General features: G+C 55.4%; 23 protein-coding genes. 7 read left to right on the forward strand and 16 right to left on the reverse strand.

The genetic code is table 11. The annotated features are described in order from the left end of the window. Window positions 1–17 precede the first annotated feature (17 nt). The 9 genes from gorA to mnmC form a co-directional block, all read right to left on the reverse strand. Entirely contained in the window at window positions 18–1,388 is a 1,371-nt protein-coding gene (gene gorA / locus AVO41_RS10325; RefSeq protein WP_068586669.1) for a glutathione-disulfide reductase, read from the reverse strand. Between the two features lie 187 nt (window positions 1,389–1,575). Continuing rightward, on the reverse strand, window positions 1,576–2,316 hold the full coding sequence (locus AVO41_RS10330; RefSeq protein ID WP_068586671.1) for a glutathione peroxidase: 741 nt from the start codon (window positions 2,314–2,316) through the stop codon (window positions 1,576–1,578). Window positions 2,317–2,486: 170 nt separating this feature from the next. After that, a complete protein-coding gene (locus AVO41_RS10335; RefSeq protein WP_082676747.1) occupies window positions 2,487–3,134 on the reverse strand; it encodes an OmpA family protein in 648 nt (215 codons plus the stop codon). A gap of 81 nt (window positions 3,135–3,215) precedes the next feature. Beyond that, window positions 3,216–3,665 (reverse strand): hypothetical protein, encoded by a 450-nt coding sequence (locus AVO41_RS10340; protein WP_068586677.1) that lies wholly within the window; start codon window positions 3,663–3,665, stop codon window positions 3,216–3,218. A 53-nt stretch (window positions 3,666–3,718) separates the two neighbouring features. Beyond that, window positions 3,719–4,963, reverse strand: coding sequence for an NAD(P)/FAD-dependent oxidoreductase (locus AVO41_RS10345; RefSeq protein ID WP_068586680.1), 1,245 nt, complete (start codon window positions 4,961–4,963; stop codon window positions 3,719–3,721). 1 nt (window position 4,964) lies between these two features. Beyond that, window positions 4,965–5,747, reverse strand: coding sequence for a molybdopterin-binding protein (locus tag AVO41_RS10350; protein ID WP_068586683.1), 783 nt, complete (start codon window positions 5,745–5,747; stop codon window positions 4,965–4,967). Window positions 5,748–5,835: 88 nt separating this feature from the next. Further along, on the reverse strand, window positions 5,836–6,033 hold the full coding sequence (locus AVO41_RS10355) for a hypothetical protein (protein WP_068586687.1): 198 nt from the start codon (window positions 6,031–6,033) through the stop codon (window positions 5,836–5,838). A 21-nt stretch (window positions 6,034–6,054) separates the two neighbouring features. Then, window positions 6,055–7,047, reverse strand: coding sequence for a hypothetical protein (locus tag AVO41_RS10360; protein WP_068586690.1), 993 nt, complete (start codon window positions 7,045–7,047; stop codon window positions 6,055–6,057). Window positions 7,048–7,263: 216 nt separating this feature from the next. Beyond that, window positions 7,264–9,324, reverse strand: a complete 2,061-nt coding sequence (gene mnmC, locus AVO41_RS10365) for a bifunctional tRNA (5-methylaminomethyl-2-thiouridine)(34)-methyltransferase MnmD/FAD-dependent 5-carboxymethylaminomethyl-2-thiouridine(34) oxidoreductase MnmC (RefSeq protein ID WP_068586693.1) — start codon at window positions 9,322–9,324, stop codon at window positions 7,264–7,266. 96 nt (window positions 9,325–9,420) lie between these two features. Here mnmC and AVO41_RS10370 point away from each other — a divergent pair, with 96 nt between their 5' ends. Beyond that, on the forward strand, window positions 9,421–9,747 hold the full coding sequence (locus AVO41_RS10370; protein ID WP_068586694.1) for a carboxymuconolactone decarboxylase family protein: 327 nt from the start codon (window positions 9,421–9,423) through the stop codon (window positions 9,745–9,747). Between the two features lie 5 nt (window positions 9,748–9,752). Here the strand turns inward: AVO41_RS10370 and AVO41_RS10375 are convergent, their stop codons facing one another. After that, a complete protein-coding gene (locus AVO41_RS10375; RefSeq protein ID WP_235584738.1) occupies window positions 9,753–10,367 on the reverse strand; it encodes an ATP-binding cassette domain-containing protein in 615 nt (204 codons plus the stop codon). Further along, a complete protein-coding gene (gene uvrD / locus AVO41_RS10380) occupies window positions 10,364–12,571 on the reverse strand; it encodes a DNA helicase II (protein ID WP_068586696.1) in 2,208 nt (735 codons plus the stop codon). Before uvrD ends, AVO41_RS10375 begins: the two co-directional genes overlap by 4 nt. Window positions 12,572–13,128: 557 nt before the next feature. Here uvrD and trxA point away from each other — a divergent pair. From trxA to hemE, 5 genes are all read left to right on the forward strand, one after another. Beyond that, the gene (gene trxA, locus AVO41_RS10385; RefSeq protein WP_068586699.1) at window positions 13,129–13,455 is read left to right on the forward strand and encodes a thioredoxin TrxA; all 327 of its coding nucleotides are present in this window, start codon (window positions 13,129–13,131) and stop codon (window positions 13,453–13,455) included. A 134-nt stretch (window positions 13,456–13,589) separates the two neighbouring features. Continuing rightward, a complete protein-coding gene (gene rho, locus AVO41_RS10390) occupies window positions 13,590–14,849 on the forward strand; it encodes a transcription termination factor Rho (RefSeq protein ID WP_068586818.1) in 1,260 nt (419 codons plus the stop codon). Window positions 14,850–14,997: 148 nt separating this feature from the next. After that, entirely contained in the window at window positions 14,998–15,249 is a 252-nt protein-coding gene (locus tag AVO41_RS10395; protein WP_019894991.1) for a type B 50S ribosomal protein L31, read from the forward strand. Between the two features lie 144 nt (window positions 15,250–15,393). Further along, complete coding sequence (locus AVO41_RS10400) at window positions 15,394–16,206, forward strand: thermonuclease family protein (protein WP_068586702.1); 813 nt, start codon at window positions 15,394–15,396, stop codon at window positions 16,204–16,206. Between the two features lie 82 nt (window positions 16,207–16,288). Continuing rightward, entirely contained in the window at window positions 16,289–17,350 is a 1,062-nt protein-coding gene (gene hemE, locus AVO41_RS10405; protein ID WP_068586704.1) for a uroporphyrinogen decarboxylase, read from the forward strand. Between the two features lie 72 nt (window positions 17,351–17,422). Here the strand turns inward: hemE and AVO41_RS10410 are convergent, their stop codons facing one another. The 3 genes from AVO41_RS10410 to mutY form a co-directional block, all read right to left on the reverse strand. Then, window positions 17,423–18,661 (reverse strand): EAL and HDOD domain-containing protein, encoded by a 1,239-nt coding sequence (locus tag AVO41_RS10410; protein ID WP_235584739.1) that lies wholly within the window; start codon window positions 18,659–18,661, stop codon window positions 17,423–17,425. A 105-nt stretch (window positions 18,662–18,766) separates the two neighbouring features. Next, entirely contained in the window at window positions 18,767–19,036 is a 270-nt protein-coding gene (locus AVO41_RS10415; RefSeq protein WP_068586710.1) for an oxidative damage protection protein, read from the reverse strand. Next, on the reverse strand, window positions 19,029–20,123 hold the full coding sequence (gene mutY, locus AVO41_RS10420) for an A/G-specific adenine glycosylase (RefSeq protein ID WP_068586713.1): 1,095 nt from the start codon (window positions 20,121–20,123) through the stop codon (window positions 19,029–19,031). Before mutY ends, AVO41_RS10415 begins: the two co-directional genes overlap by 8 nt. A 71-nt stretch (window positions 20,124–20,194) precedes the next feature. Between mutY and trmB the strand changes: the two genes are divergently transcribed. Further along, window positions 20,195–20,932 (forward strand): tRNA (guanosine(46)-N7)-methyltransferase TrmB, encoded by a 738-nt coding sequence (gene trmB, locus AVO41_RS10425; RefSeq protein ID WP_068586716.1) that lies wholly within the window; start codon window positions 20,195–20,197, stop codon window positions 20,930–20,932. Here trmB and AVO41_RS10430 read toward each other — a convergent pair. Further along, window positions 20,921–23,113 carry an AsmA family protein gene (locus AVO41_RS10430; RefSeq protein WP_068586719.1) on the reverse strand — a complete coding sequence of 731 codons (2,193 nt, stop codon included), beginning with the start codon at window positions 23,111–23,113 and terminating at the stop codon, window positions 20,921–20,923. The two genes, trmB and AVO41_RS10430, sit on opposite strands and share 12 nt — an antisense overlap. After that, entirely contained in the window at window positions 23,114–24,334 is a 1,221-nt protein-coding gene (hemW, locus tag AVO41_RS10435; protein WP_153003538.1) for a radical SAM family heme chaperone HemW, read from the reverse strand. Window positions 24,335–24,401: the final 67 nt, after the last annotated feature.

Here is a 24,401-nt window from a genome sequence, read left to right on the forward strand (position 1 = left end):
GCTTGCCGCCAAGCGCTTTATTTCAAAATCATCGGGCGCATGGTCACCAACTCTTCGGACGAGGTCGGATGAATGGCGATGGTGGCGTCCAAATCGGCTTTGGTCGCCCCCATCTGTACCGCCACGGCGAAGCCCTGGAGCATTTCATCCGCCCCTTCACCGACCACATGCAGGCCGACCACCGTCTGTTCTTCGCCCACACAGACCAGTTTCAACGCGGTTTTCACCTGATGAGCAGTGAACGCATTACGCATCGGCGTAAAGATGGACGTATACACCTCCACATTGTCATGGCCGTATTGCGCTCGCGCTTCGTGCTCCGGCAAACCAATCGTTCCCACAGGCGGGTGAGAAAAAATAACGGTTGGCACTTTCGATAAATCCATTTTCAAGCCCGGCTGGTTGTTGTACAGCCGCTCGGCCAGATAACGCCCGGCCCGGATCGCCACCGGTGTCAGTTGCGCCTGCCCGGTCACATCGCCAATGGCATAGATGTTAGGGACTGCGGTCTGGTGATAATCATCTACCTCAAGGTAGCCTTTGCCGTTGACGCTCAAGCCGACGTTTTCCAACCCCAGGGGTTCGGTCACCGTTTCCCGCCCTACGGCCCAGATCACTTGATCAAAGCCTTCTAGGTGCTGACCGTCTTCGGATTCCACAATCAGGGTTCCGTCTTCGGCTTTTTGCAGTTTTTTGACTTTAAAATGATATTCCTTATGAACCCCGCTTTCGATCATGGCGTCGGTCAGGGTCTCCCGAATCATGTCATCGAATCCGCGCAACACCAGATCTTTCCGGCTCAACAGCGACACATCCGTTCCCAGTGCCTGCAACACCCCGGCGATTTCCACCGCGATGTAGCCGCTGCCAATCACCGCGACTTTCTTAGGCTGCTCTTTCAACGCAAAGAAGCCGTCAGAGGTGATGCCCAGTTCCGCATTTTCGGTTTCATTGGGAATCAGCGGTTTGCCACCGGGTGCGACCACAATGGTTTCAGCCGTGAAATGACGGCCATCGACTTCGATGGTGTGAGCGTCCACAAAGCGCCCCCACCCTTCAAGGACATCAATGCCCAGTTCATCGAAGTAACCTGCATACCATTCGGTGATATTGCCAATCAGGGTTTCACGCTGCTCAACCAGTTTTCCCCAGTCAAACCCTTTTTGTTCCACGTGGAACCCAAAATCCGGCGCATCGCGTAAGGCTTCGGCAATGTGGGAGCCGAACCACATCACTTTTTTGGGCACGCAACCGACGTTGACGCAGGTGCCACCCATTTTCTTGGCTTCAACCACCGCGCACTTTTTGCCATATTCCACCGCGCGTTCCACCACTGAAAGGCCACCACTGCCGCCACCGATGGCGATCACATCATAATCGTATTGCATACTCACTCCCTATTTTTTACCAGGCCTGGTTCTCTCAAAACCCAGCCGGTCTTTGTTGTTTGCTGGCAGTGCTTTTAAACCAAACAATGCTCGTCAAACCCTGTCAGCAAACAGCAAAGATGAAAAAAGCGGCCAATTGGCCGCTTATCAAATGGCCGCGTGTGCGGCCCAAACGGCAAATCAGAGATTAAGACGCTAGGTATTTTTCCAGGTCGTCGGAACCGCCGATCTTCTTACCACCGATGAATACCTGTGGCACGGTATCGGCATCCGCCACCGCGCGCAGTGTACGCAGGGTCACACCGGCATTGGCGATGGTGATCTCTTCAAAGTTGATGCCTGCATCTTCCAGAGCCGCTTTCGCTTTCGCACAGAAAGGACAACCGGGCTTTGTGAAGATGGTTGCGGTATCAATCGGCTTGGCATTGGGGTTGATGTAGTTCAGCATGGTGTCGGCATCGGACACTTCAAACGGGTCACCCGGCTTGTTTGGCTCGATGAACATCTTGTCGACCACGCCGTCTTTGACCAGCATGGAATAACGCCAGGAGCGTTTGCCGAAGCCAAGGTCGTTTTTATCAACCAGCATTCCCATGCCATCCGTGAAATCACCGTTACCGTCTGGGATCAGGGTGACTTTGTCGGCTTCCTGATCTTTGGCCCATTCGTTCATGACGAAGGTGTCATTCACGGACATACAAACGATTTCATCCACACCGTTTTCAAAGAAAACCGGTGCCAGTTCGTTATAGCGCGGCAGGTGCGTGGAAGAACAGGTCGGGGTAAATGCACCCGGCAGAGAGAAGACCACAACAGTACGCCCCTTGAAAATGTCATCGCTATTGACGTTGACCCATTCATTGTTCTGGCGGGTTGGCCATACAACACTTGGAACTTTTTGACCTTCCATGTTTTTGAACTCAGACATACACAACTCCTTTGCGTTGATTAAAAAGAACGACACGACCTGCGCCGTGCTGAAAGAATGCAATCATTCTATCGTTTTTACAAAATAAGTAAAATTAATTGTTTTAATAAAAACAATAGTTAAAAACTATCATAAAGCGGCATAAAAAGGCGCCGAAGCGCCCTGATGTGTTATTCGACGATGGTCAGTTCGACCCGACGATTGTCCTGCCGCCCTTCCGCGGTGTCATTGCTCGCCACCGGATTGGTCTCACCTTGACCGTCTGTACGGATTCGGTCGGCGTCAATGCCCTGCTCGATCAGATAGGCTTTCACCGAATCGGCGCGGCGCTGGGACAGATCCAGATTGTAAGCAGCTCTGCCACGGCTGTCCGTGTGCCCAACCACTTCCACATTAATGCCTGGCACTCGCTTCATATAATCGGCATAAATGTCCAACTTGTCCTTGGCCAGCGCACGCAACGTGGCTTTATTGGTGTCAAAGAAACCACGAAACGCTTCGGGTTTGTTCAGCTCGGCTGGCGCCTTGGCCTGTTCGGGTTCCGGCTGAGGTTCGACAACCGTAACAGGCGAGGCCGGCACAGGCGTTGGCATCGGCTCGGCTTTCGCATTCGGATCGGTTCCACACGGCAGAGACTCTTCGGTCCAGTGAATGGTGCGCACACAATTGCCCCAGCGGTCACGCACCACGTAACCATCTGTGTCCCAGACATAGGCGCGGTTGTTGTAGTGCGGAATGTCTTCAAATGCCTGCGCCGTGGTCATAGACACCGCGGAAACCGCTGACACGGCCATAATGGAAAGTAACGTCTTTTTCATTGCTCGATCCTTCTGTCTTAATTCGTAAAAAATACCAGATTCATAGTAATACCAATGCAGGGAAAAAGAAAGCGCGGCGACTTAATGCACCGGCGCGCCTTCCAATTCACGCATAAAGGTTTCCAGATGCCCCATGGCCTGAGCGTACTTCATCATCACCCCCAGCACGGCCTGGTCTTCCTGTTTGCTGGCAATGCGCGCGGTCAGCTGAAACTCTTTGTCGGTCACGCTGCCCTGAAACGCATTGGCTTCGAGCAGAGCCGCCACAGCGCCTACATTTTTCAGCAGCGCGGCCGCCTGAAGTGGCTTGACCGTTTCCCCTTCGGCATCCTGTCCCACCGATTGTTGCGGCGAGACAAAATGTTCCTGAATCAGCACCTTGATCATCCAGTAATTCATTTCCGGTGCTTCCTGACTTTCCAGCGCATTCATAAAAATTTCATTGGGGTCGATGCGGTGTTTTTGCACCAGCACCTGTACCGACTTGGAGAAATGGTCACGCTGTTCTTCGGGCAAATCCAGTAAATTCATATCAATCCTTGTGATGGCATCGTTTGCATTCGTCTGGCAAAAGCAGAGCGCCTTTAAACCACCGAGCCGGCGGCATGGCCCGAGGCCCAGGCCCATTGAAAATTATACCCACCCAACCGTCCGGTGACATCCAATACCTCACCGATGAAATGCACCTGAGGCCAGGCTTTGGCCGCCAGTGTTTTGGACGAGATCTGATCGGTATCAATGCCGCCGAGCATCACTTCCGCTTTGTCATAGCCGCCGTCGGTCTCGGGAAGCCACTGCGCTGACGTCAGTTGCGCTGCAATCGATGCCAGGGTTTCGTTGTTGGCGTCTGCGAGATTGATGGGGGTGTCTGCCCTGTCTTTCAACCAGGCCTGCACCATTTTTTTAGGCCAGAATTGTTGCAGCCAGCGATCCAGTCGGCCATTTTGTTCGCGGAGCTCTTTCAGGCGGGATGACACCGCCTGCTCCGGCAGCCAGTTAATCTCAATGGCCTGACCGGTCCGCCAGAAATTGGATAGTTGCAGCACCGCCGGACCGCTGATGCCCTGATGAGTGAACAGCAGTTGATCGCTGACCGTATGAACCTGGCCTGCGGTGCGAGTAGTCAGAGTGACCGGTAAGCTGTTGCCAGCCAGCTCGCGGCAAAATGCCAACGCCGAACCTGCCATCCGCAACGGCACCAGACCGGGGCGGGTCGCGGACACTGACAGGCCCAGTTGCTGGGCAAACCGCAACCCCCAGTCGGTTGCCTTCAGTTTGGGATAGGCTTTGCCACCCGTGGCCACCACCAGTTTTTCACATTCAATAGAACCATTTGATGTTTTGACCAGGCCTGATGCCTGGGCCGTCGGTGGGTCCACCGAGTGCACCGACGTTTTCACCCGGATCTCTGCCCCGGCCCACTTGCACTGAGTCTGGAGCATATGAATCAGATCCCCCGCCCGATGGGCACAGAACAGCTTGCCCTGGTCGCGCTCTTCATAGGCAACGTCATGCATTTCCACCAATGCCAGAAAGTCGTCCGGGGTGAACCGTGCCAGCGCGCTTTTGACAAAATGCGGGTTGGCACAGACGTAGTCTCCGGGCGTCACAGACCGGTTGGTAAAGTTGCACTGACCGCCGCCGGAGATGCGAATTTTCGCCGCCGCTCTGGGCGCATGGTCCAGAACCAGAACCCGTCGCCCCCGAAACCCGGCAGTGGCCGCGCACATCAGACCGGCCGCCCCCGCACCAATGACCAATACGTCCACCGCTTCATCCGCCGTTTGCGCATCCGCCCTGTGAGCGTTCGGGGCCGTTTCAGTGCTCATCTTAGGACAGGCTCTCGGAAGACAGCTCGTAATCCGCCTGGCGCGCTCTCACTTCGTTCACCAGCGCTTCAAACCCTTTTTCTGCCAGCTCGGGCTGGCCTTCCACGCCCAATTCAATATGACGGGTGCCGTCGGGTCGGATACTGGGCAAACTGAACAGCCGCAATTCGGGAAAGCGCGCTTCAAACGCCTCCATAAAATCAATCCACTCCGACTCATGACCATGGATCAAGCGCAGACTGCGCTCAACCGTGGGCGTGGTTTGATACGCTTGGTAATAAGTCTCCAGCACCCACTGCATCATGCCTTTGGCCATCATGGGAAACCCCGGCATGAAGTGATGATCCGCCACACTGAAACCGGGGACCCGGTTGTACGGATTGGGAATGATGCTCGCTCCCTGCGGGTATTCGGCCATTTTTACCCGATTAGGATAAGCGTCCTCACCAAACTGGGCTTCGATTTCGGCCACGGCCTCTGGGTGCCGCTCAATCGGGCGCCCCAGTGCGTCGGCCGCACACTGGCGTGTCCGATCATCCGGCGTCGCGCCGATGCCGCCAAAACTGAAAACCACATCCCCACTGGCAAAGGTTTCTTTGAGCGTGGCCGTCAGACGTTGCGGCTCATCGCCCAGAATCCGAACCCAGCTCAGCGCAAACCCTTTGGGCCTTAGCAGGGCGTTGGCCTGCGCCAGATGCTTGTCCTGTCGCTTGCCCGACAAGACTTCATCGCCAATAATCAACAGACCTACGGGAGGAAGAGACCGGTTTGTTGCGTCTGACATGCATATCCTTCTTTTACAAAACGACTGGGAGACAGGCACCCAAAACAAAAAAGGCGCTCCCCTGGGACGCCTTTGCCACACCGGCCCTTCAGGGTTCCGGTGTTTCCTTGGGCCGATAGGTTTCGACCGTGTCGGTGACCTTATCGCCCGTGTCTTTCAAGGTTTCAATGGCCGATTCGGTCGCATCCAGCCCTTGATCGGCCCAGTGTCGACTGTCAAACCAGTCAAACATCACCGCCAGAATCAAAATGGCCAGAATCACCAGCAATACCAATAGCTTTTTCATGCACTTGCCTTTGTTTGGGCGTTAACGGTTAAAGTTAACCTCATTCACTTTCTGAGCATACTGATAGGTGCTCATAACCAGGGAATCGGTCAAGTCGTGTGACAACTTCCCAATGGCGGCTTGCTCGGCCAATTCAGGCGTTTTGCCTTGACCTGCATACACCTCACTCAGCGTGCTCACCGCCTCGCCATTGACATCCACCAACTCCACATCCGTCAACAACTGCGCTTCATCCGTCCCGCTCGTTTGGGGCTCAACAAAATAACGCACCGTCACATCAGGACGACGTGCACTGAGATTGTAGCCTTGATCGGCCAGTGCCTGTTTGAAAGGTTTGTCATAGGCCTCCGTCTCTCGCGTGATCGCATCCACACGCACCACCATGGCTTTCACCAGACGATTAAACTGCGCATCAAACATCGACGCCAGCTGAGCGGATTCCGACACAGGCGCCCGGTCAAATTGATCGGCCAGCAACGTCTGACTGCGCTGATACGCCATCAAGGTCGGCAGGGCCGGTGCCATGGATCGCACCTGTTGCAGGTGCGATCCCTTGCTGCTTACATCCAGGTAATCCCGCAACTGCGCCGCCATGGCAGTCGCTTGAGCCTGAACCACGTCTGCCAAAGCCGTCTTGGGCAGCTTCACCATGGCATAAACCTGTTTGCCCGGCTGATCCACAAACACCTGAGACGTGGTAAGTTCTGGTGTCAAATACGGAGTCAGGTCCATGGCAGGCAGCTCGGCCTGAACCCGCTGTTTCAGCAGACGCGCCATATACGGCATCGCCTTTTCACGATCCTGAAAAGCCAGATTATTCAGGGCCTGGTCCGACCATTTTTCCAACTTGGCCTGCAGGCGGATCGACAGATGCGAAAAGGCCTGTCTTTTGGCTTCGGCCAAAGCCTGATCAACGCCGTCCTCGGCTTCATACTGTCTCTGGGATTTTTCAAAAAACGCTAAGCCCGAAGAAGGTGTTTCTGTAACCCAGCCTGGAGCACTGTGGTCAGCCAAATCTGTTTTTGAAGGAGTGTGTGAACACCCCACTCCCAACAAAGAAGTTAGAAGAATCAGGCCAGAAAAAGTTTTTTTCATTTTTAGTACCAAACATTTGGCTCAGGCAATTATGAAAGCCTGGAACGTGTTCAAGAGTGCAAAGCGTTTCGATCAATTCTATATTTTTTATGGGCAAAGCCGCCTTTGATCATCATTTATCATACTGTATTTTTCTCATGGATTGAAGTCGTAGTGACCTTTCTGCCAGGCGCGTACCGCAAAGCGTGCCGGGTGCACCCAATGGGCCACTGGCGCGGGCACGGGCCAGGGTCGCTGCATCATTTGGGCGACCAATAAATCGGCCGAAAGAAACACCGACATCAGTCCCCGAGCACCATGGCCATTGTTCACCCAGAGTCCGGGCTGATAAGGCATGTCCGGATAAAACCGGGGACGTTTGCCCGGCGGGCGACCCTCATACAAACGGGCCAACCCCTCCCAATCCGGCACCGGCCCCACCACGGGCAAGTGATCCGCTGTGGTGGGGCGCCAGGCCACACGACCGGATACCCCTTCTGGCCGAGTCATGGAACTGGCTTGCCAGTGCAACCAGTTCGGCAAGGCACTGGCCGCCGCCGCCAAATTATGCCGATGGCTGGCCTCCGTCAGTGTCTCGTCCGGGTCGTCACCTTCAAACGTGGCCCCACACACCGCAGCCACCTCCGGTGCCTGAGGCCAATGTGCTTCAATGCTGTACCCCTGATGATTAACGGGCACGGATAGACGCTTATCCAGCGCCGCAGCCGACAGGTGCGTCACCTGTCCTTTAACCGGGCGGATCGGGCAGCGCAGGCGCTCAGACACCCCAGCATCCAGCGCCCCCGTGGCCAAAATCAGATGATCCGCCTGGAAGCGCCCCTGTTCGGTCTCCACCCACCAGGCCTGGTTAATGTTGCCCCAGTCTGAAACCGGTGCCTGGCACACCACTTTTATGTTGGGGTGACTCAAGCAACGCGCCACCACCGAAGGCGGCGACACCCAGCCTGCCTGCGAAAACCAGACCCCATCACAGTCCGTGGCGCTTCCCAGCGTCGCTGAGATCCTACCGGCCTCCTGCAGACAGGCAAGACTTTCAGGCAGAGGAATGCGAAAGCGGGCCTTTTCAAAACGTTCTTTCAAGGCGGCCTTGACCGCCAGTTGCACGCCGCCATCCAGCCTGCCCTGAACCCCGGAGTCGGCCGCCGCCAGCCAGGGCATCAGCCAGCGGCGGGTGGCCGCCAGCCCCAGCGTATAAAACTGGCTGCGTCGGTTCCAATCGGCTGTAATCAGCGGGTGCAGGGTGCCGGCCAGGTTGCCCGATGCCGCCTGCGCGGGCGCCGCTTTGGCATCAAGAACCGTGACCGTCACACCCGACTGAGCCAGGGCATAGGCCGTGGTCGCCCCCGCCAGCCCGGCGCCCACCACCAGTGCATCGCGCGGAGGCGATATGGCGGGCGCCGGGGCAAACCAGGGTGCCAGCCTTCTGTCTTGACGAGGGTGCACCATCTGGCCACAGCTGATATCACGCTTGCCACCGAACCCCGGAATTTTTTGCACCGCAAACCCGACCTGTTTCAACCCCCGTCGGACAAACCCGGCCGCGGTAAAGGTGCCAAAAGTGGTTTGCCCGTGGCTCAAACGCGCCATGGTTTCAAACAGCGCCGGTTGCCACATGCCCGGGTTACGGGCCGGGGCAAAGCCATCCAGAAACCAGGCATCCACATCCGCTTCCAACTCTTTCAATCCAGCCAGAACGTCGCCCCAGAACACCTGTAGCGACACCCCTTGTTCGAGCCAGTCACACTGATGCCAACCCGGCACCCGGTGCGGGTAGGCGTCCTGCAATCGATGCGCCCACTCGGTCAGCGGTTGCCGACCCGGTCCCAAAAACGGCTGATGCGCCCGGGCAAGCTGCGACGGCGTCAAAGGGCATTTTTCAAACGACATGAAAACCAGACAGGGCAATTGATTGGGATCAAAGCGCGGCACCACCTCACGTTGCCAGAGGGCGCACAAATGCAAAAAATTCAACCCGGTACCAAAGCCGGTTTCGGCCACACAAAAAACCTGCCGGGGTTTCAAAGCACGGAACCGTTCGCGCAAACGATTGGGCACCAGAAACACATGCTCAATCTCCGCCAAAGGATCGATGGGGTGATAATAATGATCGTCATAGTGCGTGGAGCACGGGACTTCATGGCTGTTCCAGCTCAATTCGGCCCAGGGCAAACAAAAGGTCGGGGCAGCGTCGGTCATGGAGAGGTCATCAAAGCGTCTTATGTTTGTCAAAACGCTATTATAAAGTAAGGTCAGCAAGAAACGCAGCCAACTCAATGAACGAGGAGAAAACCAATGCAACGACTTGAGCAAACCGGCCAACTGATGCAACGCTTAATGGTAGATCTGCCCGAGCAAACCAAAGAATTCGGTGCCTTTGTCCAGATCGCCGAAAAAGCGGGGGCATTGGATGAAAAAACCAAACACCTGACGTTGTTGTCACTGGCCATTGCCTTCCAATGCGGCTGGTGCATCGCCGTACACACCCAGGATTGCGTCAAAGCCGGCGCCACCAAGGCTGAAATTCTGGAATCCGCCATGATGGCCGTGGTGATGGGCGGCGGCCCCAAACTGATGTACATGGAAGTGCTCTACGAAGAGCTCGACAAGTACGACCTCTAGTCAGGCTAAAGCTGACGCTGACACGAGGCGACGCGCTTTAATTGCTCGGCGTCGTGCGACACCCATATGGCACAGGCACCATGCTCGGTCAGGTACTGGCTGAGCCAGCCTTCCACAGCCGCGGTGGCGTGTGGGTCCAAATTGGCCGTCACTTCGTCCAAAAGCAAGACCCGTGGCGAGTATTGAATACCACGAATCAACGCCAGACGTTGCTTTTCACCGCTGGACAGCTGTGCCACAGGTTGCTTGAGCATGGCTTCGGACAACTGCAAGGCCTCCAGTGCCATTTTTAACCAGGCCTGGTCAATTTCCTGCCTGAAATGCTCCCCCACAGTGTCCAACCACCAGGCGGTTTCCGCGGCGAACAGCATCACCCTTGCACGCCAGGCCTGGGGCGACCAGTCGTTTTGAGCGCGTCCGTTCAATGCCACACAGCCATCGTGCGTCAGCAAATCGGCCAGTTTTTTCAGCAACACCGACTTACCACCGCCAGAAGGACCGTAAATTCCCAGAACCTCTCCTTGATTAAGCGCAAACGACCAAGAGGGCTGTCCGGGACTCGGTGTCAAATCCGACACCTCAAACAAAGGCGCTGTCTGCGATGGGGCCATGGCACTCATCCCATTTTTTCCAGTTTGGCAAACCCGGCGACCAGCCATTTGCTGCCCGCGTGTTTAAACTGAACCTGCACTCGGGCATGCGCCCCAGCGCCCTCGGTAGCGGTCACCATGCCTTCCCCGAATTTGGTGTGAAACACGATTTCACCGATCTGATAGTCGGTTTGGTTGATCTGCCCACCCGGCGGCACCACGGCCCGCCCATAGGCCTGAGTCTGTCCCTGAACACGAACGGTTTGCACACAGTCCTGCGGCAGCTCGTGAATGAAGCGTGACGGTTGCGGAAAAATTTCGCGCCCATGCAGGCGTCGACGACTGGCATGGGTGATCACCAGCTGTTTTTCGGCGCGCGTGATGCCCACATAGGCCAGTCGGCGCTCTTCTTCCATGCGGTTCGGGTCTTCCTGCGCCGACTGGCCGGGAAACAAGCCCTCTTCCAGCCCCACAATACATACCAGCGGAAACTCCAGTCCTTTGGCCGAATGCAGGGTCATCAACTGCACCGAAGACTCCCAGCGGTCAGCCTGCTGATCCCCCGCTTCCAGCGCCGCTTTGGCCAGAAATTCGGCCAGCGGGCTCTCATAAGCCGTCGTACCCTCATTGCTGCCGGCGGCCATGGCTTCGGTGAGCGCATCCACCTGCTGATCCGGGGTGAACTCCGACACCGCATTCACCAGCTCATCCAGGTTTTCCACCCGGCTTTGGCCCTGCTCAGAACGGTCCTTTTCAAAATGCGCCTGCAACCCCGAGCGCGACACCACCTGAATCACCTGATCCGTCAGGGACTGGTCGCGCAGGGTTTCATCCAGTTGATCGATCAAACTCAAAAACCCCTGCACCGAGGTTTTGGCCCGGGCTGTCAACCCGGTCTGCACCAGGGCCTGAGCGGCCTGCCACAAAGACTGCTGTTCCACCCGGGCGGTTTCCCGGATTTGGTCCGCGGTTTTGGCGCCAATCCCTCGCGGCGGATGGTTATAAACCCGCTCAAAGGCGGCATCATCATCGCGATTGACCAGTAAACGCAAATAGGCCAGCACATCCTTGACCTCGGCGCGGTCATAGAAGCGCAACCCGCCATAAACCCGATAAGGAATTTGCGCCTGCAACAGCGCCTGCTCCAGCAGACGCGATTGCGCATTGGAACGATACAGCACCGCCACCTCGGCGCGACTGCCGCCCTGCTCGCACCAGTCTTTGACCTGTTGCACCACATACTCGGCTTCGTCGTAGTCATTAAATGCTTCGTAGACTCGTATCGGCTCGCCCTCCTCGCCACTGCTCCAGAGGTTTTTGCCCATGCGCTCACTGTTGTGCGTGATCAGCCCGTTAGCGGCCTTCAAAATGGTGTTGGTCGAGCGATAATTCTGCTCCAGACGCACTGTCTGCACCTCGGAAAAATCCTGATCGAACTGGCGGATGTTTTCCACACGCGCCCCGCGCCAGCCATAGATCGACTGATCGTCATCGCCGACAATAAACAACTTGCCCGTGGCACCGGCCAGCACCCGTAACCAGGCATACTGCAAGGCATTCGTGTCCTGAAACTCGTCCACCAGAATGGTGCTGTATCGCGCCTGATAATGCGCCAGCAGCGTTGGGTTTTTCAGCCATAGCTCATGCGCACGCAGCAACAGCTCGGCAAAATCCACCAGGCCTGCCCGCTGACACTGGGTTTCATACGCCTCATACACTTTAAGCATGGTCTGCATGATCGGGTTGTGACCCGGATCGATATTATGCGGGCGCCGGGCCTCTTCCTTTTCACCGTTGATAAAACTCTGCACCTGACGCACCGGCCACTGAGTTTCATCCAGTTCCAGTGCTTTGAGCAGGCGTTTGATCACCCGTTTCTGATCGTCGGCATCCAGAATCTGAAAGCTCTGCGGCAACCCGGCTTCGCGGTAGTGCTGGCGCAACAGACGATAGGCAATCCCGTGAAAGGTGCCCATGGTCAGGCCACCCGCGCGCTGACCGACCAGGGCTTCCACGCGGCCGCGCATTTCCGCCGCCGCCTTGTTGGTAAAGGTCACGGCCAGGATATTATAGGGAGCCGTGCCCATCACCTCGATCAACCAGGCAATGCGATGCACCAGCACCCGGGTTTTGCCCGAACCGGCGCCCGCCAGCACCAGCGCATGCTGGTGCTCCAGGGTCACGGCCTGACGCTGGGCATCATTCAAATCATCAATCAGGTGGGAAACATCCATAGCGGCACGTCGATCCAGTTCGCAGGTTGATCAGAGTAATTTAAAAACGCATATCCTATCCCATTTTACAGAGAGAAACGACCCGACATGGTGCCGACACCCCGGGCCAAGTGCAGGCGCGACTCCGGCTTGAAAAGCGGGATTGGCCTGCATTTTGACCCGATCAACTGGTTTTTTGAGCAAAAACACCAAAATTTATTGCTCGATCCTTGCAAAAGCCAATCAAAGTCAGTAAATTAGGTCAATCAGTTTTGTAATTTCGATGCATTGCGACATGAAAACGGAACACAAACCGTCTTTCGCAATGTCTCAATCGGATCCGGGTCTTGAAATGATCCGGTGGGGCGTCATAAAACATTCACGCCACACCCGACGATCAGACGTACAATCGGGTCCATTACAACGAACCTTTTAAACAGACATCCGGTCATCAATTGCATCCGCGATTGAGTCACATGGCCCTGTATCGCTGCCCGCTTTCCCTGACGAACCCATCACAAACATCGCCTGGCGATGCGGGCTGCAGCAGGCCAGGAAGACACCAAGGAGCTTCAGTTATGAATGAAAAAATTATTGCTACATCCGATGCCAACTTCGAAAGCGAAGTGCTGCAATCCGACCTGCCTGTACTGGTTGATTTCTGGGCGGAATGGTGTGGTCCCTGCAAAATGATCGCCCCGATTCTGGACGAAATCGCCAATGAATACGACGGCAAGGTCAAAATCGCCAAACTGAACATTGATGAGAACCCGGCCACGCCACCAAAATACGGCGTTCGCGGCATCCCAACGCTGGTTCTGTTCAAAAACGGTGAAGTGGATTCCACTCAGGTCGGCGCCCTGTCCAAGTCACAGCTGAGCACGTTCCTGAACGACAACCTGTAATCCAGGCTTCGGCTCTCCCTTTAGGGATGAGCCATCACAACCCGTCACTGACGTATCCCGCCATCGTGGCACCTTTCCGATTCGCCCGAATCACAATTCTGACAAACGATTCCAACAACCAAACCAAAAAACCTATGAACCTAAACGATTTAAAAAAAATGTCAGCGGCCGCGCTGATTGATCTGGCTGCAGAAAAGGGGCTGGAAAACCTGGCCCGTCTGCGCAAGCAGGACATTATCTTTGCCATTTTGAAAGCCCATGCCAAAAGCGGCGAGGACATTTACGGCGAGGGCGTGCTGGAAATTCTGCCCGATGGCTTTGGCTTTCTTCGCTCCGACGACGGCTCTTACCTGGCCGGGCCGGATGATCTCTACGTTTCGCCCAGTCAGATCCGTCGATTCGGTCTGCGAAAAGGCGACACCATTCAAGGCAAAATTCGCCCGCCCAAAGACAGCGAACGCTATTTTGCGCTGCTGAAAGTCGAAAAAATTAACTTTGAATCGCCCGAAGTGGCCCGCAAAAAAATTGCCTTTGAAAACCTGACGCCATTGCACGCCGACGACCGGCTGATCATGGAAACGGGCAACGGCAGCACCGAAGACATCACCACCCGGATCATTGACATCGCCTCGCCGTTCGGTAAAGGTCAGCGTGGCCTGATCGTGGCACCCCCCAAATCCGGTAAGACGGTGATTCTGCAGCAGATCGCCCAATCGATTGCCGAGAACCACCCCGACGCCTACCTCATTGTGCTGTTGATCGATGAGCGTCCGGAAGAAGTCACCGAAATGCAACGCACCGTGAAAGGCGAGGTGATCTCCTCCACCTTTGATGAACCGGCCCAGCGTCATGTGCAGGTCGCCGAAATGGTGATTGAAAAAGCCAAACGCTTGGTGGAGCACAAAAAAGACGTCATCATTCTGCTCGATTCCATAACGCGCCTGGCACGTGCCTACAATACCGTCGTGCCCGCCTCGGGCAAAATCCTGACCGGGGGCGTGGATGCCAATGCACTGCATCGCCCCAAGCGTTTCTTCGGTGCCGCCCGTAACATCGAAGAAGGCGGGTCTTTGACCATCATCGCCACCGCATTGGTCGACACCGGCTCCAAAATGGACGAAGTCATCTTTGAAGAATTCAAAGGCACCGGTAACATGGAGCTGCACCTGTCGCGCAGCATTGCGGAAAAACGCATCTTCCCGGCCATCAACATTGAGAAATCCGGCACGCGCAAGGATGAGTTGCTGACCACACCGGAAGAGCACCAGAACATCTGGATTCTGCGTCGCTTCCTCCAGGGCATGAACAACGAGGTGGAAGCCATTGAAACGCTGATTGATCAGATGAAGGTCACCAAAACCAACCAGGACCTGTTCAATGCCATGAAGCGCTAATTCAGCGCATTTAACGGAAGCGTTTGAAAAATTTGAACTTTGGCCTTGCAATTGGGCCAAAAGCTTCTATAATTTCGCTTTCTTTTTTGAAACCGCTGAATTCTGGCAACCGTTTCGGAATCAGCCCAAATATAAATGGACCGTCATTATGAAAACAGGCATTCATCCAGACTACAACGAAGTCGTTTTCCAGGATATTTCGACGGGTGAAACCTTTCTGACACGCTCAACACTGGAAAAAACTTCCGGTGAAACCATTGAGTTGGACGGCAAAGAGTACCCTCTGGTACGTATCGAAGTGTCCAGTGCCTCTCACCCGTTCTTTACCGGTAAGCAGACGCTGGTCGATACCGAAGGGCGTGTTGAAAAATTCCGTCAGAAATACGGATTGCGCAAGTAAGCTCAATTTACGGGATTGCCCATCACCCCGGCAATCCACGCTCAGTCAAAAAGGCCTTACGGGCCTTTTTTTATGTCCGAAACGCGACCGCTCAGAGTGGCAAAAAGATTGCCACCGCCTCCCGGGTCGCTTACACTTGCAGCTATGAACCTAGCACGTTTCTTTCTTATTGGTCTGATATGGCTCAGCGGATGGACCTCTGTCCAGGCCGACGATTGTGCGCCTGTCAACATTGACGGTTGGACCCAGGCCAGTTTTGCCCTGAGCGGAGATCGCATCATCGTCAACAATCAGCCCTTGAAGCTGATCGGGGTGCAGGCCCCTCAGGCCGAGAAGAAAACCAAACTCAACACCAATGCACAGCCACTGGCTCAAGCTTCCCAAGACGCATTAAACCGCTTGCTTGCCAACCATGATATGCAGGTCGGCATTGAATATGACCAACGCCGGGCGGACGAATTCGGCACCGCTGAAGCCCATGTGTTCATCAAGGAAAACGGGCAGATCCTCAGTCTGCAAAAAGCGCTGCTTGAAACCGGTCTGGCCCTGGCCAAAACCGAAACACCCAACCTGACCCATCAACGCTGTTATTATCAGGCCGAACAGTCAGCCCGTCAGCGCACTGTCGGCCTGTGGCGCCTGGCAAAAGAGCGTCCGGACCTGCGCTACCCCATCGCCCCCTCCAGCGAAATCACCACGGCCAACGAAGGGTTCCATATCTTCAAAGGCAAGATACTAAAGGTCGAGCGCAGCAGCAAAAACTACATCCTCAACATGGACACCACCGGTCTGCGCATCCGCAAGAAAGACTGGAAGCATTTTGACTACGACCGTCTCCAGGCTCTTGAGGGCCAGGTCGTCGAGGCCCGTGGTTATGGTTTTCTCTATGATCGCGCCATGTATGTCAAAATCCACGCTCCCTTCGCCATTGACCGCCTCAATCCGGCGCTGAAATAGCCTGAAACGTAGAATCTCCCACTTTTGACCCACACACGTTAAAATACCCGAATTCAATTGATCTGGACACAAAGGAAAGAGTATGACCGCCTTGCAGAATGACCGTTTTCTTCGAGCCCTGCAGCGCCAGCCTGTGGATCGCACACCTGTTTGGATGATGCGCCAGGCCGGACGCTATTTGCCTGAATATCGGGCCACGCGCAAGGAAGCCGGTTCCTTTATGGATTTGTGTCGCAACAAAGAACTGGCCTGTGAAGTCACTTTGCAGCCGCTGGAGCGTTACGAGCTGGATGCGGCCATTCTGTTTTCCGACATTCTGACCATCCCGGATGCGATGGGTCTGCAACTGCGTTTTGCCCCAGGCGAAGGCCCCATTTTTGACAAGCCGATTCGTACCGAAGCCGAGGCCAAAAAACTGTTTGTGCCGGACATGGCCTCGGAACTGGGCTATGTGATGGATGCGGTCAGCACCATCCGCAAGGCGCTGAACGGTCGCGTGCCCTTGATCGGTTTTTCCGGTTCTCCCTGGACGCTCGCCACCTACATGGTCGAAGGCGGTTCCAGCAAAACGTTTTCGCAGATCAAAGCCATGCTCTATGATCAGCCCCAGACCCTGCACCACATTCTGGGCGTTCTGGCCGACTCAGTGACCGCTTACCTCAACGCCCAGATTGAAGCCGGGGCTCAGGCAGTTCAGATTTTCGACACCTGGGGCGGTGTGCTGACCCCGCGTGATTACGAAGCCTTTTCGCTGCAATACATGGCGCGCATTGTTGACGGCTTAATCCGTGAAAAAGACGGGCAGAAAATCCCGGTGATTCTGTTCACCAAAGGGGGCGGTCAATGGCTGGAAAAGATGGCCGACACCGGTTGCGATGCGCTGGGACTGGACTGGACCACGGATCTGGACGACGCACGCGCCCGCGTGGGTGACAAGGTCGCGCTTCAGGGCAATATGGATCCTTCTGTGCTGTATGCCTCGCCTGAGCGCATTCGTGAAGAGGTCGCGACAATTCTGGCCAAATTTGGCCAGGGCAATGGCCATGTGTTCAATCTGGGGCACGGCATCCATCCGGAAATTGACCCAGCTCATGCCGGTGCCTTCATCAAAGCCGTGACCGAACTGAGCCCGGCCTATCACTGAAACACTTATTTTGGGCGCTGTGCCGGGCGCCCGGGTTCACTTTTTACCAGGCCTGGTAAAAAGTGAACCTATTTATCCTATCTGTTTCTCTGCCAGCGTCATGACGTCATTGGCATACGCCATGGCTTCCAGATAACTCTGACTCAGCCACCTTGGGGCCAAATCAGCCGGACGATCAAAATCAATCTGTCCCTGTTCAATCGCCAGTGCCGCTTTCAACGTTTTACCCGGTTCACCTTCAAAATCAATCAACGCCAACATCACCCGGTCATCCAGATTAAGATGGATCAAGACCGATGACAATTCCTGATCCATCATGGCATCCAGGACAGAAAAAAGCCCGATGGTAAAATAAGTTTCCGGGGCCAGATCCTGCACACGTCGGCCGATCATTTCACAGAAATGCGCCCGGATCAGCGCTGTCCGCATCAGTTCCGGTGGCTTGTCGTCCATCTGTGTCATGGCCAGCAGACTGACCCAGCTTTGCAATCGGTTCAAACCAAACTGAAGGACCGCCTGATGAATGGATTCAATCTTGTGAGGGGAGGTATTACTGGCCAGGCGCATGATTTTATGGCTTAAGCTCACATCCTGACTGATCAGAGCCGACAAATCCTGAAGCGCCACGTCCGGGTCATTCACTTTCGCCAGTAGCTGAACCAGGGTTAATTTATTGGCGGACAGGGACTTGCCCTGAACGATCTGTGGTTTGGCAAAAAAATAGCCCTGGAAGAAATCAAAACCCAATTTCTGACAGAATTCAAACTGCTGCCGAGTCTCCACCTTTTCTGCCAGCAACCGAACGCCCTGCGCCTTTAAACGCGCACAATGCGTCTCTAGCTGCTTGGGGCCGACCTGCATAATATCGACCTTGATGATATCAGCAAACGCTTCCAGTTCGGCCAGCTCCGGATTGAAAACATAATCATCCAGCGCAACTCGATACCCATGGGCCCGCAAACCACGCAGCGAATCCAGCAAAGCCGGCGACACCGGCGCATCTTCCAGCACCTCAATCACCACCTGGTCTTTCGGAAAGAAAGGGCGGTTCTTCTGGGTCAACAATCCTTCGGTCAGGTTAATAAAGGCATGATGCGAACCGACCACTTCTTTGAGCCCGAGTTCACCGAATAAATTCACCATGACCTGGGCCGAGGCCGCATCCGCCTGCGAAAAGTCCGCCTGCGTGCTGCTTTCGGCTGCGCGAAATAACAACTCGAACCCATAAAGGGAATGATCGGCGCGAAAGATGGGCTGGCGCCCCAGAAAAATATCAGTCAGCTCGGACATAAGCGTAGAAATAAGCAACAAAAAAGGAAATCATTATATAATTCTACGCTTTTTCAAGGAGGTAGCCGTGAAATTTTTCTATCTGACGGATAGAAAAACTAATAACAGACCACACGGCTTGATGGGTTACTCAGGCTGGTAGGCATCCGGCAGTTCAACGTCTTCATCCCCAAACAGAAATTTTTGCATTTCTTCCCGCAAAAACGCCTGGGCCTTGGGATCCAGACTCGACAGACGGTATTCATTAATCAGAATGGTCTGGTGGCTTAACCACTGCTTCCAGGCCTCTTTGGAAACCTGTTCAAATATCTTTTCGCCCAGTTCACCCGGAAAGGGTGGAAAATCCAGCCCATCCAGCTCTTCTCCCAGCTTGGCACACTGTACGGTTCTAGACATGGTTGACCTCCCATTGCGTGATTACCTTTTGAATCGGAGCCGGCAAACCCCGTGACAGGGCTTGCGTGACTTTGACCCACTGGCCTTCGCCTTGAGGAGCGTGAGACAGGGGCAAGCTGACCGGCGTCATCATCAGGTGATAATGTGAAAACGTGTGTTGGAATGTGGTCCATTCTATCAAATCACCTGTGGCCACAGGCAGCGATTCAACCTTGATTTTAATCAGGTTTTGGCGTGTTTTGTGGGGCTCAATCTCCCCTTCTGGCAAATCAAAACGGGTTTCAGGCAAAGACCAGAGCCCGCCCCAAATGCCTTGCTCCGGCCGTCTTTCTAACCAAATCCAATCCGAATCCGCCTGATGCCACAGCCAGACGATGGCGTGACGCACGGGTTTGGTTTTTTTGGGTTTGCGCTTAGGCAGGGTGGCTGTCTGATCCGTCTGAAACGCAACGCAATCCGATTTGAAAGGGCACTGTTCACAGACTGGGCGCTGGCGCGTACAAACGGTGGCACCCAGATCCATGATCGCCTGGGTGTAGTCGCCGGGGCGATCGGTCTGCATCAACGCATCCGCTCGGAGCCATAATGCCTTTTCCGTCGCGCGTTCGCCCGGCCAGGTCGGGAGGCCATCGTACCGGGCGAGGACACGCTTGACATTACCATCCAAAATGGGGAGGCGTTGCTGATGGCTAATCGCCAGGATGGCGCTGGCCGTGGAACGGCCAATACCCGGCAACGCCATCATCTCCGTCAGCGTCTGAGGAAATTCACCGCCCCATTCCTTCACCACCGTTTGGGCTGCTTTATGCAGGTTTCGGCCGCGCGCATAGTAGCCGAGCCCGGCCCAATAAGCCAGAACCGTTTCCTGATCGGCGTCTGCCAGAGCAGACACATCCGGAAAACGTTGCATGAACCGCTGGTAATAATCGATCACGGTTTTGACCTGGGTCTGTTGAAGCATGATTTCAGAAACCCAAACACGATAGGGCGTTTTGTTGTGCTGCCAGGGTAGATCATGACGGCCGTGCTGATCGAACCAATCGAGCAAACGCTGTGCAAAGCACTGCTTTGTTTCCGGTTTCGACATAGCAGAGTTCCCTTTTCGTGGCTAAGAGCAAGCGGCTATAATAGCGACATTTTCATTCACAGGAAACCGCCATGTCACACGAAACGGCTCCAGAAGCCACTCAGCCAGTTCGCCACCGCATCAAAAGTTTCGTATTGCGTCAGGGGCGCCTTTCCAAAGGCCAAAAGCGCGCACTGGAGACCTACTGGCCTCGTTTCGGCTGTGAGCGCGGCACCGAGAAACGCCCGCTTGAGACGCTGTTTGGACGAACGGCGCCGACCTTTCTGGAAATCGGTTTTGGCATGGGTCACAGCCTGATGGCCATGGCGCAGGCACGCCCCGATGAGAATTTCATCGGAATCGAAGTGCATAAACCGGGCGTGGGTGCCCTGCTCAAAGACATGGGCGAAGCCGGGGTCGAGAATATCCGCCTCTTTAATGACGATGCGGTGGAGGTACTCGCCACCACCCTGCCGGAAAACAGTTTGGCCGGGGTGTATGTGTTTTTCCCCGATCCCTGGCACAAAAAACGCCATCACAAACGGCGTTTGATTCAACCGGCTTTTCTGGATCAGCTGGCTCGTTTTATCCAGCCGGGTGGCATTCTGCACATGGCCACCGATTGGGAGGACTACGCCGAACAAATGATGACGGTGGCCACCGACAGCCCCTGGTTCGACAACAGCCAGCCCAGTGGCCAGTTCACCCCCCGACCCGACAGTCGCCCCCTGACCAAATTTGAAAAACGCGGGCAAAAATTGGGCCACGGCGTTTGGGACCTGGTGTTTGTGCGCAACCAATCCCCCGCCGATGCGTCCTCAGTTCAATAGCTGGCGCACCGCCTCCAACAGCTTTTTCTGATTGCCCGGGGACTGCAACAACTGATTCATGGTCGGTGCCTGCCAGATTAAGTCCTGTGCCGGGCCTGAAACCGTCACCGGCACCGTCACGCCCTGCAACGCCTTAAGGGCCGCGGGCGGCTGATCATAGCGAATCGACCATTGCATGTCGACCCGGTCTCTGGCCCAATCCCAGTGCCCCTCACCCTTTGCACTGAACCGTTCCGAGCGAGCGTCCAACTGCTGCCATTGCAAGCGCCCCTGCTTAACCGGTGCCACAAAGGACAGCCGTTCAAATTCGGTCTGACCGGGCTGAGCCGCCTGCCCTGAAAGCAGACGGTTCAGATCCAGACCATGATACACACCGGATTGAATCTCCCCTTCCAGTCGTCCTTGTGCATTTTGCTTGAGCAACTGCGTGTTCACACCTTTGGAAGCCAGGTCGAACTGCATAAACAAATCGCCACTCAATCGGCTCTGCTGCCAGGCATCGGTCATAAACGGTTGCAGTGACAGGCCACTGATCTGCCCCGAAGTCTGGTAGGCCGGCGTCTCCCCCGTTACATCCAGTGACACACTGGCTTCCAAGGTGCCGTCGTACCACCGCAGGGACAGGGGATTAAGATGCCACTGGCCGGATTGAGAGTCGATCTGTGCACTGAACTGATCATATTGCACGCCCTGATAACGCAGATGGTTCAACACCAACTGCCCACTGGCTTCCCAGGTACGTAAGCCTTGAATCGGCAGCCCCAGAGGCAGATGCCACCGGCGTGACGGTCGCTTCGACCCTGGTGTGATCGCCCCACTCGCTTCGGAGGGCGTTTTCGTAGATGGCTTGGCCGATGCGGCCGCGTCCAAATGGCTGGCCTTTGGTAAGACCTGAACCCGATACGCATCCAGATTGATGGCCTCGCCTTGTCCATCAAAGCGAATCTGTCCATTCGGATCACGCCGCACCCAGCCTTTGAGCCGGGCCTGGTCAATGGTCGCTTCAATCTCTTGCAAAGACCACTGATCCGCCTGCCACTGCCCGCTCAGCGCCACGGAAACATCGGTCAGCGCCTGGTCAGATTCAAAAATGGGCCAGTTCAGGCCAATGTGGCGCGCCCATTGGCGCAGATTGGCGCGCTCCATCGACACCTCACCGGAGACCGATGTCCTTGCCTGCTCTGACCACTGTGTCGATGCCGTCCATTCCAAGCGTCCCAACACGCTCAAAAGTTTCGCTTGTTTCACATGAAACTTTTTGAGATCGCCCCACTCGAGTGCGGCGTCCGCCAACTTAAACGTCGCCTGCAAAGGCGGAATCTCGTCGGTTTCTTTTTGTGTCAAGCGCAAGTCGGCCTGCCAGTCAGACAAGGCCAGACGTTGCATTGAGGGGGTAAAAGTCATCTGCCCTCTTGCATCGAACTGGGTCTGAAAATCCACCCCCTGTATATCCATTCGAGCGGATAACTGCACCTCACTGGGCTGCTCAGGCTTCAGGTCATAAGCCATCACGGCAATGCGATCCCATTGCCAGGTACGCGTCGGCGTATCCCAGCGCAGCACCCCATTTCGTACCACAAAGGCGTCCAGATCCCAGCGCTGCGACTCCGATGCGGCATGCGCCTGTGCCGTCAACCAGCCGCCTGGCATCGCAATGGATGACTGGGCAGACGCCACCTGCCACCGCTTCAACCAACGGTTTGTCACCAGACCTTTAAAATTACGCTGGCCAGCATCGGTTTCAATCAAGTTAATCCGGGGGCCAATCAATTCAACCCCGGATGCCTGAAGCCGCTGTTGCACAAACAACGACCAGAGCGACAGGGTTACTTCAACCTGCTCCATTTCCACAAGCGGTCGTTCAAACCCCTTCGGACTCGCCACCGTGGCATTATGAGCACTCAATGAAAACGGCCAGACACTGACATCAACGTTCCCTTCAACCGACAGATCGTAGCCGGTCTGCTTTTTGAACTCGGCTTCCAGCTGAGGCTTGTACTGATTAAAGTCCATAAAATGAATGGCTCCGGCAAACCCCAGCACCAGCACAATCGGAATCAACACCCCCACATAAATCAGCCGATGGGTCCATTTACCCCAGTGTTTTAAGTGGTGTCGGGCTCGGTCACGTTTGGTTGGTTGTGGCGTCTCCGCCTCATTGGGCTGGGTCTCTTTCATCATTCAATCATCCAATAAAGTTTCCAAGAGCGTATTTAAATAACGATGGCCGGTCTGCGTCAACGTGCAATCGGCTTTCTCCGGCTGAGCGTGGCTGAGCGTCATCCAGCCTCTGGCCTCCCAATCACGCAAAATCGGCCAGAGGGCCTCGGCCGACAGGCCTGTGCGCGCTTCAAACAGCGACACGGAAAAGCCCGATGACAGGCGCAGGGCATTCAATAAAAATTCAAACCGTCGGTCCTGAGCCGTCACTTCCGTTACCCGTCCCGGTAACACGCCCGGTTCCGCACTCGGTGGGTGCCGCTCAATTTCTCGTTCATAACTGCCGGGAGACGCGGGCAATTGAGTTCGCAGAATCTGATTGTGCTGCGGCAAGGTGAGCTTGCCATGCGCCCCGGCGCCCAGCCCAATGTAATCCCCAAACTGCCAATAATTGAGATTGTGACGACAGCGCTGGTCGATCCGGCTTTTTTCCTGCGCCCAGGCCGACACTTCATAAGAGGCAAACCCCGCCGCCTTGAGACGCTCATGCCCCTGCTCCTGAATTTGCCAGGCCTGGTCTTCATCCGGCAGTGACGGCGGCGCCTGATAAAACGGGGTATTCGGCTCCAGCGTTAACTGATAATAGGACAAGTGATCCGGTGCCAGGGCCAACGCACGGGCAACATCCTCCTCGGCTTCGGCGAGGGTTTGATCCGGCAAAGCAAACATCAGATCCAGGTTGATGCGGTCAAACCCGGCTCGCCTGGCCGCCTGAAAAGCCGTTTCGGCGTCCTCATCGGAATGGATGCGCCCCAACGCCTTGAGCAATCGCGGCTGAAAACTCTGCACCCCCAGAGACAGGCGGTTGATGCCCGCGGCGCGAAAGCCTTCAAAACGGTCACTGTCGATGGCCCCGGGATTGGCTTCCAGCGTCACTTCAATGCTTGGATCAAATCCCAGCCGGGCGCGCAGTTGCGACATCAGCCAGTTGAGCCCCGACACCGACATCAGACTGGGCGTGCCGCCGCCAAAAAAGATGCTTTCAATCGGACGCCCCCAAATGGTGGGCAGGGTCGCATCCAGTTGCGCCACCAGTGCATTCAGATAACGTTGTTCCTGAGCCTGTGCATCGACATCCGGTTGGCGTTGATGGGAATTAAAATCACAATATGGGCACTTCTGGATGCACCAGGGAAAATGCACATACAGGCTTAACGGAATCGGTTGGGTAAACGAGCTCATGCGTACAGGGCTTTGTGTCCTTAATGCAACGGTCATAGAGTCCTGCTAAGCTATCACCGTCTTCATT

This window comes from Thiomicrospira sp. WB1 (genome assembly GCF_001507535.1).
In the GTDB taxonomy this organism is placed as follows: Bacteria; Pseudomonadota; Gammaproteobacteria; order Thiomicrospirales; family Thiomicrospiraceae; genus Hydrogenovibrio.

Excerpts from the sequence above, each read along its gene's own strand:
- gorA (WP_068586669.1), bottom strand. The coding sequence starts at position 1,388 with ATGCAATACGATTATGATGTGATCGCCATCGGTGGCGGCAGTGGTGGC.
- AVO41_RS10330 (WP_068586671.1), bottom strand. The coding sequence starts at position 2,316 with ATGTCTGAGTTCAAAAACATGGAAGGTCAAAAAGTTCCAAGTGTTGTA.
- AVO41_RS10335 (WP_082676747.1), bottom strand. The coding sequence starts at position 3,134 with ATGAAAAAGACGTTACTTTCCATTATGGCCGTGTCAGCGGTTTCCGCG.
- AVO41_RS10340 (WP_068586677.1), bottom strand. The coding sequence starts at position 3,665 with ATGAATTTACTGGATTTGCCCGAAGAACAGCGTGACCATTTCTCCAAG.
- AVO41_RS10345 (WP_068586680.1), bottom strand. The coding sequence starts at position 4,963 with ATGAGCACTGAAACGGCCCCGAACGCTCACAGGGCGGATGCGCAAACG.
- AVO41_RS10350 (WP_068586683.1), bottom strand. The coding sequence starts at position 5,747 with ATGTCAGACGCAACAAACCGGTCTCTTCCTCCCGTAGGTCTGTTGATT.
- AVO41_RS10355 (WP_068586687.1), bottom strand. The coding sequence starts at position 6,033 with ATGAAAAAGCTATTGGTATTGCTGGTGATTCTGGCCATTTTGATTCTG.
- mnmC (WP_068586693.1), bottom strand. The coding sequence starts at position 9,324 with ATGACCGACGCTGCCCCGACCTTTTGTTTGCCCTGGGCCGAATTGAGC.
- AVO41_RS10370 (WP_068586694.1), top strand. The coding sequence starts at position 9,421 with ATGCAACGACTTGAGCAAACCGGCCAACTGATGCAACGCTTAATGGTA.
- AVO41_RS10375 (WP_235584738.1), bottom strand. The coding sequence starts at position 10,367 with ATGAGTGCCATGGCCCCATCGCAGACAGCGCCTTTGTTTGAGGTGTCG.
- uvrD (WP_068586696.1), bottom strand. The coding sequence starts at position 12,571 with ATGGATGTTTCCCACCTGATTGATGATTTGAATGATGCCCAGCGTCAG.
- trxA (WP_068586699.1), top strand. The coding sequence starts at position 13,129 with ATGAATGAAAAAATTATTGCTACATCCGATGCCAACTTCGAAAGCGAA.
- rho (WP_068586818.1), top strand. The coding sequence starts at position 13,590 with ATGAACCTAAACGATTTAAAAAAAATGTCAGCGGCCGCGCTGATTGAT.
- AVO41_RS10395 (WP_019894991.1), top strand. The coding sequence starts at position 14,998 with ATGAAAACAGGCATTCATCCAGACTACAACGAAGTCGTTTTCCAGGAT.
- AVO41_RS10400 (WP_068586702.1), top strand. The coding sequence starts at position 15,394 with ATGAACCTAGCACGTTTCTTTCTTATTGGTCTGATATGGCTCAGCGGA.
- hemE (WP_068586704.1), top strand. The coding sequence starts at position 16,289 with ATGACCGCCTTGCAGAATGACCGTTTTCTTCGAGCCCTGCAGCGCCAG.
- AVO41_RS10415 (WP_068586710.1), bottom strand. The coding sequence starts at position 19,036 with ATGTCTAGAACCGTACAGTGTGCCAAGCTGGGAGAAGAGCTGGATGGG.
- mutY (WP_068586713.1), bottom strand. The coding sequence starts at position 20,123 with ATGTCGAAACCGGAAACAAAGCAGTGCTTTGCACAGCGTTTGCTCGAT.
- trmB (WP_068586716.1), top strand. The coding sequence starts at position 20,195 with ATGTCACACGAAACGGCTCCAGAAGCCACTCAGCCAGTTCGCCACCGC.
- AVO41_RS10430 (WP_068586719.1), bottom strand. The coding sequence starts at position 23,113 with ATGATGAAAGAGACCCAGCCCAATGAGGCGGAGACGCCACAACCAACC.
- hemW (WP_153003538.1), bottom strand. The coding sequence starts at position 24,334 with ATGAGCTCGTTTACCCAACCGATTCCGTTAAGCCTGTATGTGCATTTT.